The 945-nt window shown below is 30.5% G+C and carries 1 pseudogene; it reads right to left on the bottom strand.

Features of this window, described 5'->3' with window-relative positions:
- Positions 1–111: 111 nt before the first annotated feature.
- A pseudogene (locus WFH18_RS17515) lies at positions 112–297 on the bottom strand (GNAT family N-acetyltransferase); the annotation flags it as partial.
- Between the last annotated feature and the right edge of the window lie 648 nt (positions 298–945).

Genomic DNA, 945 nt, shown 5'->3' with positions numbered 1-945 from the left:
ATTTGTTTAAGATAAGATATAACTCATTGAGATGTGTCATAGTATTCGTCGTTAGAAAACAATTATTATGACATTATTTCAATGAGTTATCTATTTTTGTCGTGTACAGAGTTGATATTTAGTTTTATGCGCAGCCCTATCACGCCATTCAGATTCACTATATTTCTCAACAATGGCATAAGTGGCAGAAAAAACATCGGGACTATCTAGAAGTGACTCCAAACGAACTGTTTTAAGAATTTCCCAGTCTTCTTCTATAGTAAGACGTACCTCTATTTCATCCAAACCTTGACTCATTTAACACCTCTAAAGAATTCTTCTAAAAGTAGTAGATAATTAATTTAACTAACAACTCGATACTTTAAACATTTCAATATAACCAATATATTATTCAGCCATATTGGGTCTTTATTTCAATAAAATTAAACAATTTAAACCACCAACTTATCCGAACCCATAATTACAACCAAACCACCCTCAAGTTAATAATTTACACTTTCAAATAATTAGCACTATAAAAAACAAAAAAATTAAAATATATTTAACACGTTGAAATTCAAAAAACTCAACTTTATAAAAATACATACCCCTCACATCAAACCATTTTACACTAGTGGTTTTTTAAAATTAAAACATTTGAAATCATAACAACCTCTTCATTTTATATTGCTAGATCTTAATCACAATTTTAAAGTCTCGAAGACCTCTTGGGGATAAAATACAAATAAGATCTCACATACATCTAACGTTTATTCATATTTGCAAATTTCATGCCCAATTACATAAAAAGTTAATTTAACTTTATCTAATAAATGATTAAATTAGCACTTCCTCTGTAAGCATCCGCTGAACGCCATCGCCAAGTTTTAACGGGGTTCAGGTTTCCAGCGGTGAGGTAGTAATTCTTCTATTTGGGGCACTTTATGTGTTGGCAACCTTTTCAGC

Origin of the sequence: Acinetobacter sp. USHLN143 (assembly GCF_037145695.1) — a bacterium.
Taxonomy (GTDB): Bacteria; Pseudomonadota; Gammaproteobacteria; order Pseudomonadales; family Moraxellaceae; genus Acinetobacter; species Acinetobacter fasciculus.
This window is presented reverse-complemented; position numbering and strand designations above follow the sequence as displayed.